General features: G+C 40.9%; 4 protein-coding genes and 1 pseudogene. 3 read left to right on the top strand and 2 right to left on the bottom strand.

Annotation, left to right across the window (positions count from 1 at the left end):
* The first annotated feature begins 26 nt into the window (after window positions 1–26).
* Window positions 27–869: a biotin--[acetyl-CoA-carboxylase] ligase gene (locus IV84_RS08950; RefSeq protein WP_056986466.1), complete on the top strand. Its 843-nt coding sequence runs from the start codon at window positions 27–29 to the stop codon at window positions 867–869.
* Window positions 870–889: 20 nt separating this feature from the next.
* On the opposite strand, the gene IV84_RS08955 is transcribed toward IV84_RS08950, so the two are convergent.
* Window positions 890–3,328: a Xaa-Pro dipeptidyl-peptidase gene (locus IV84_RS08955; protein ID WP_056986468.1), complete on the bottom strand. Its 2,439-nt coding sequence runs from the start codon at window positions 3,326–3,328 to the stop codon at window positions 890–892.
* Window positions 3,329–3,425: 97 nt separating this feature from the next.
* Window positions 3,426–4,842: pseudogene (locus tag IV84_RS08960) on the bottom strand (APC family permease).
* Between the two features lie 773 nt (window positions 4,843–5,615).
* On the opposite strand from IV84_RS08960, the gene IV84_RS08965 reads away from it, so the two are divergent.
* Both IV84_RS08965 and IV84_RS08970 read left to right on the top strand, forming a co-directional pair.
* Window positions 5,616–6,449, top strand: coding sequence for a PfkB family carbohydrate kinase (locus tag IV84_RS08965; RefSeq protein WP_056986470.1), 834 nt, complete (start codon window positions 5,616–5,618; stop codon window positions 6,447–6,449).
* A 4-nt stretch (window positions 6,450–6,453) separates the two neighbouring features.
* The coding region (locus IV84_RS08970) for an ECF transporter S component (RefSeq protein WP_056986472.1) at window positions 6,454–7,010 on the top strand (557 nt) is incomplete at its 3' end.

Genomic DNA, 7,010 nt, shown 5'->3' on the forward strand with positions numbered 1-7,010 from the left:
TGATAACTTGTCCTTCCCATGACTAATTGGTAAGATTAGAGAAAATAGTAGGGGAAGTTTTTACGATCAAATTTAATCTTAAAAAGCTTCAAGAAAAAATCTTATCGGCAGGTTTCAAGATAGAAATTCATACGTTTGATCAGATCGATTCAACGAATGCCGAGTCCAAACGTGTGGGTCGAAATCTTTTGCGTATTACCCAACCGCAAGTTTTTATGGCAAATCATCAAACGGCCGGGTATGGACGCCTAAATCGAGATTTTTATTCTCCAGAAGATAGTGGGTTATATATTAGTTTCTTAATTCCGGTAGTCGGTGAAACTTTTAATCCCGGATTACTGACGACGATGACAGCCGTGGCGAGTGTAGAAGCAATTCAAAAACATTTTCCCGTTAAACTCCAGATTAAATGGGTCAATGATTTAATTTGGAACAACCGAAAAGTTGGGGGTATTTTGGCCGAAGCAATAACGGATCCCATGACTAATCAGTTATCTGGGGTGGTTATTGGGATTGGTGTAAATTTGTACACAAAGTCTTTTCCGGATGCCATTCAACAAATTGCTACTTCATTAAGCAAAGAGCCAATCATTCCTGATCAAACAGATTTTGTGGCGGATTTTGTAACCAGCTTTTTTGAATATTTAAAAACGTATCAAAGTGCCGATTTTATGGATCAGTATCGACAACTATCATCTGTAATTGGCAAGCAAGTTCAGGTCCAATTTCAAAACAGGACGGTCAGTGGTGTGGTTAACACCATTGATGAACAGGGGAGATTAATTCTCCAAACGGATCAAGAACAGCTAAAGATTTCGAGTGGGGAAATTGTGCATGTGCGGCCAATAAAAAAAGCGTTCGGAAATTAATATTCCGAGCGCTTTTTTATCTATTTGATTGGTAAAGTTATTTTACACTGATTAATTTGTAACGAGTATTGTAATTCTTGGTTACCACGGACAGTTGTGGCAAAGTCAGTTGCGTAAACAACTAGACCAAGCTGATGACCGGCCAACAGGTGGTAGAAGGTTGGTTGCAACTCAACTGTCAGATCGTAAAAATCATTTGCCTTTAATTCGTCCACTTGGTAAGCATTGTGACGATTCTGAAGATTAATATGACCTTTTGTAATCATCTTCCAAGGAGTGGCCTCTTTTTGCAAAGTAAATTCACGAAGATTATCACGCCGCCAATCGTAGGCACCACTTAACGATTTAGATGCCAAGATGGTTGGGCTAACCGTCAATCGTTTAGCATCACCGTAATCAACCAGTTGAAAACTTAACATGCCAAATGGTTCGTTAACCGCCACCCGAATCTTTAGTTGAACGGAACCATCAATGTAGGTGTCCTCATCATACCGACTGGTTTTGAAAATCAATCGGTTATCCCGCAACTGATTTTCACCCTTGGTGTCGTGATTGGTGGTAAGTAAATCACGTTCCCAAACGTTTAGATGCTTTTTATAGAAATCAAATATTTCGGGATCGAGATGATCGCTAAACGAAGCTGCAGCTGTGCGAACTGGAACGGTTTCCGGTACCAATTCTTTGGCTTCAAAATTGAAAGCTTGTTTTTTATCGGTTGGTGCTTGCCAATCTGCATAGCTTGTCCAAGTTTCTGGTTGCACATTGTCTTGAATTAAAACATCGGGCAATAAATCTTCCGCATGATTATCTAGGCCAAAGAGTTCATGACTAAACCAAAGATTCATCATGTCAGTGAAGTCCAAGGAACGGAAAGCATTGATATAAATATGTTGACCTTGGTGCAAAATCAATTTCTTAGTAATTGGCGCATCTCGTAAGGCGTTCCAAAGATTGCCCACGTTACGTGGTTTAACGTTCCAATCATTTAAACCATGCACCATAATCATATCAGCCTTAATGTTTTTAACGTTGTTTACATAATTACGCTCGTCCCAGTAATGGCTGTAGTTTCCAGTTTGACGATCTTGATCTTTGGCCATGGTTTGTAAGACTTGATCAAAGAAATCTTTGATCTTTAAGTAATCGCCTGGTTTTTGCATACGACTGAATACTTCGGTTGCGAGCACATCCATATCTTCACCTTGGAATGTGTCAGGCGCAGCAACTAAGCCACCATCACGATAATAGTCATACCAACTTGAAATGGCTGCTTCAGAAACCACGGTCTTTAGTCCACTGACGCCAGTTGTTGCAGCTGCCACAGCCAAAGTTCCTAAATAAGAACGACCAGTCATGGCAATTTTACCGGTGGACCACCAAGCCTTGATTTCGATATTATCGGTTTTATTAGTGAATGCTGTGCGATTACCGGCTAACCATTCAATAACAGCAATGGTTGAAACGGTTTCAGATACAGCACCGGTGGCGCGAATGCCATCAGAATCTTTGGTGCCAATGCCTGCTGCATAAACGACTGCAAAACCGCGAGTTAGGAAGTAATCGTTTAAAGTATAAGGAGCCTCCATCGCAAACGTTTCGTCGGCTTCTTGTTGTTCACCGGCAATTTTGCGTTTGGCAGGTAATTCTTTGGGTGTCTCTTGATAATGAATATCTTTGTAAGTAAGGTGGTTAGGTTCTTTAGCCGCCAAAGGGACATCAACATTATGCATGGCCGCATCACCAGCTTCATCGTTAATTCCCTGATTATAAGGACTAGCCGTATATAAAACGGGAGCCCGATAGCCATCTTGCGTTTGTTTAGGACGTAAGATTTCCACTTTTAAGAGATCACGTTTACCGTCTTCATCAGTATCTAAAGGGGCTTCAACGTAAACAACATCACGGATTAATTGATGGGGGTCAAAGACAGCCTGAGCCTTGCCATTAAAAAATAATGGTTCGGTCGTTTTTTCATAGAAAGGAACAAAGTAACCAGCTTGAGCAAGCTTATCTAAATAAGTTTGGCCATTTTTGGTGTGGGTACAAAGCAGTAAATACCAAGCATGTAACAAGTCTGCCTTGGTTTTGATTGGCTCGCCAACAATTGGTAGCTTGATTTGTTTCATTGCTTGAATTGGATCTTCAAGTTTAAAATCGTTGCCGACATCAAATTCAAGTAGTTGCAAAGCGACGCGATAGAAAATGTCGTTTGTAAGTGGTTGGTGGGAATCTAAGAAGTCTCCCAAAGTTGTTTCTGGGGTAGCTAAATAATTATTTAATTTTTGTTTGAATACCGTTTCGTTTTTTGCTTCAAGAGTTGTTTTGTGTAAAAGCTCCTGCCAAACAGCTAATGGATCGTTTAATTGATCGATTGTGTCATCAATAAAGTGAGAAGCAAGTAATTCTTTAAGCTCCGTGGCTCGGTCCACTGGCTCAATAGCAAATTGATTATTTTTCATAATATAAAAAACCTCCGAAAAGTTGTATGGCACCAATTATACGCCATTCTGCAACTATTCGGAGGTGATTTTACTAATTAATTTTTAATGATCTAATTTATTTTTCTGAATTATCTTTTTGGGCCAACTGACTATGATTAATTCCGTAAGTAAAGTAGATCAATAGACCTAAGGCAAACCAGATTAGAGAGGCAATCCATGTTTCTTTGGACAAGGTAGTCATCAAGAAAATACACATGAGTCCAGAAATGATGGGGAGCACAGGATAGAATGGCACTTTAAAGCCATGATTGGGAATGTCTTTTCGTTTACGAAGCGGAATAATCCCAAATGAAACAACGGCAAAAGCGATTAACGTTCCAATATTTACAAGGTTAGTTAGCTGATCTAATGGGACCAAACCACCAAGAATGGCAATGACAATTGTGACAACGGTCATGGCATGCAGCGGTGAATGATTAGCACTGACTTTACCAAGGGTCTTGGGAAGCAATCCGTCACGACCCGTTGAATAAACTAATCGTGAACTACTAAAGATCATCGTTACCATCATAGTGGTCATCCCGGCCAATGCACCCAAGGATAAAAGGCCGGCCAACCAATTTTGATTAACGGCTTGTAAGGCAAAGGCGACGGGATCTGCAATGTTTAGCTTTGTGTATGAAATCATCCCGGTAAGGACGATGGAAACGCCAATATAGAGAACAGTTGCGATAATTAATGTGCCAATAATTCCAAATGGCATATTGCGATCGGGATCTTTTACTTCAGCTGCCGATGATGAAACGGCATCAAAACCAAGGTAAGCGAAGAAAACGGTCGAAGCACCTTGGAACATGCCTTTGACACCGAACGGCATAAAGGGATGCCAGTTGGATGGCTTTACATAAAAGGCACCAACCAAGAGGAATAGGACAATGATTACTAGTTTGACAATCACCATAATGTTATTAATCCGAAGGGAAGATTTTAATCCTTTAGATAGAAACAAAGCGATTAAACAAAGCGATTAAACAAACGATGAGAACGGCCACAATGTTGATGTAAGTGCCATGGGCAGGGTCAAATGGACCAGATAAAGCTTTAGGAATATGTAAACCAAATCCAGATATAAATGAACTGAAGTAAGCCGACCAACCAGTAGAAACGGCGGCCACGGCCAGGACGTACTCCAAAATGAGAGCCCAACCTAGGATCCAACCAACAATTTCACCAAACACGACGTTTCCATACGAATAGGCACTGCCGGCAACTGGCAACGCCGAAGAAAATTCTGCGTAACACATGGCAGCAACGGAACAAACGATGGCAGCAACCACAAAGGAAAGAATAATAGCAGGACCAGCTTTAGTTGCAGCAACCGTGCCGGGTAAAATAAAGATTCCAGTACCAATAACGGCACCGATGCCAAGGGCAATTAAATCCCACCCGTTCATAGTTTTTTCAAAGCGATTATCGCGTTCAATGTACCGATCGCGACTTTCTTTGCGGAAAATACGTCCGCGTAATGACATACACAACACTCCCTAAATTTAGAAAAATCAAACTGTAACCAGTTTATTAGACTATATCCAGAAAAATATTAAAAGTCAATGAGAAAAAGAAAAGTGAACGGAGAAAAACGATAGTTAGGAAAATATAAGCGCGATGGAGGCGGGATCGCAATCCCGCTGTAAGCGTGCTTATATTTTCCTAACTGTTTTTCGGAGTTGTCCTACTGCCCAGTGGGAAGAAGACAGAGAGAAGTAGCAAGGTGGAGGCGGGATCGCATCCTGCCGGGAACCTTGCTTAAATATTTACAGCTGACTTGTGGAGTTGTCCTACTGCCTAGCAGAAAAAAGCAGAGAGGAGCAGCGCGATGGAGGCGGGATCGCAATCCCGCTGCGAGTTCTTGCGGCGATCTTAAGCCACAAGAATCGACAACGTACGGAACATAAAGATTTTCGGGACGAAAATCACCAACGCGTGGAGTAGTGTAAGCGTGCTTATATTTTCCTAACTGTTTTTCGGAGTTGTCCTACTGCCCAGTGGGAAGAAGACAGAGAGAAGTAGCGAGGTGGAGGCGGATCGCATCCTGCCGGGAACCTTGTTTAAATATTTACTGCTGACTTGTGGAGTTGTCCTACTGCCTAGCAGAAAAAGTAAATCTAAAAAATACGGTTTAGTCCCTGAAAACTTAATTTCTTAGTGCAGTTTAAAAATTGAATTTCACCAGTCACCACTCGTCTTCATGGTATAATGAGAAAAATTAAAGTATAGGTGAAGATATGGATGGGGGATAGCTGAATTGGCAAATAAAACGTTATTAATTGAAGATTTGTCTACGGTCGGTTCGGTTTCTATGAGTATTGCTGTTCCAATCGTGACCCTATTTGACGAGCAACCAGCGATTCTTCCCTCAGTTTTGTTATCCACGCACACTGGTGGCTATGGACAACCGGCCACTGTGTCCATGGAAGCAGCAATTCCAAAATTTTATCAGCACTGGGAGAAAGCTGCCGTTCATTTTAATAATTTTTTGATTGGCTATCTTGGCAATAGCAATCAGGTCTATCATGAAGTAGACAACTTGTTAAGGATAAATTTGCCTAGTTTGCTGGTGTTAGATCCAGCTTTTGCTGATCATGGAAAGTTGTATTCCAGAATGCCAACAGAAGTTGTAGAAGATTATCTACAGTTGAGTCAAAAAGCAGATGTGTTTTTGCCCAATCTTACGGAAGCCTGTTTATTACTTCATCGTCAAATTCCTGAACAACTGACCAAAGCAAATTTAACCGATATTTTGAATGAATTAACCCAAAAGTCTGAAGTTATAAAGTTGGCAATCACTGGAATTGAATGTGATGACCAAATTGGGACTGTTTTTATGAGTCATCAAAAGATCAAATATGTATCTTCAAAGAAAATTACCGGGGATTATTTTGGAACCGGGGATCTTTTTTCAAGTTTGGTATTTGGGCTTATTTTAAATAAAGAATCGTTTGAGACGGCTTTAACACTTGCCAATCAGTGGACAACTGAAGCGGTTGTTGATACGATCAAGCGCACTTCACGAGATTCACGGATGGGAGTCCGGTTACAAACGGTTTTTCCAAAAATATTAGCATACAAGGGGAGTTAGTATTATGCATAATAATCAATTACGAAAAATTGTTGAGACGGCATTATTTGCCGCAATTATTTTTATTGGCATTTCTGTATTTCAAATTCCAATTCCAGCCATGATTGGCCGTCCATTTGTTCATTTTGGAAATGCTTTAACCGCATTAGCAATTATGTTTTTGGGATTCGGATATGGTTCGTTGGCTGGAGCAATTGGTTTAGGATTATTTGATGTTACGCATGGGTACGCAAGCACCGCGTATCTAACAATTATTGAAGTGATCATTGTGGCTGCAGTGGTAACACTTGTGTTCCGTTTGTTTAGGCGTGATGATACGCAAAAATGGCATATCGCGGTTGTGGCATTTGCTGCGGGATTTACAAAACTTTTTACGTCATTTGGAAACTCGGTTATTGAGGGCGTGGCATATGAGGGGATGCAATTACATGCGGCAGTAGTTGGCGCACTTGCGAGTGAACCCGCGACCATTGTTAACTCCATTACAACGTTTGTGTTAGTGATAATTCTTTATTATCCACTGAAAAAGATTTTGGTGCGCCCGGCATGGGCGCTAACTAG

Origin of the sequence: Pediococcus damnosus (genome assembly GCF_001437255.1) — a bacterium.
Classification (GTDB): domain Bacteria; phylum Bacillota; class Bacilli; order Lactobacillales; family Lactobacillaceae; genus Pediococcus; species Pediococcus damnosus.

Coding starts and splice junctions, on each gene's coding strand:
- IV84_RS08955 (WP_056986468.1), bottom strand. CDS start 3,328: ATGAAAAATAATCAATTTGCTATTGAGCCAGTGGACCGAGCCACGGAG.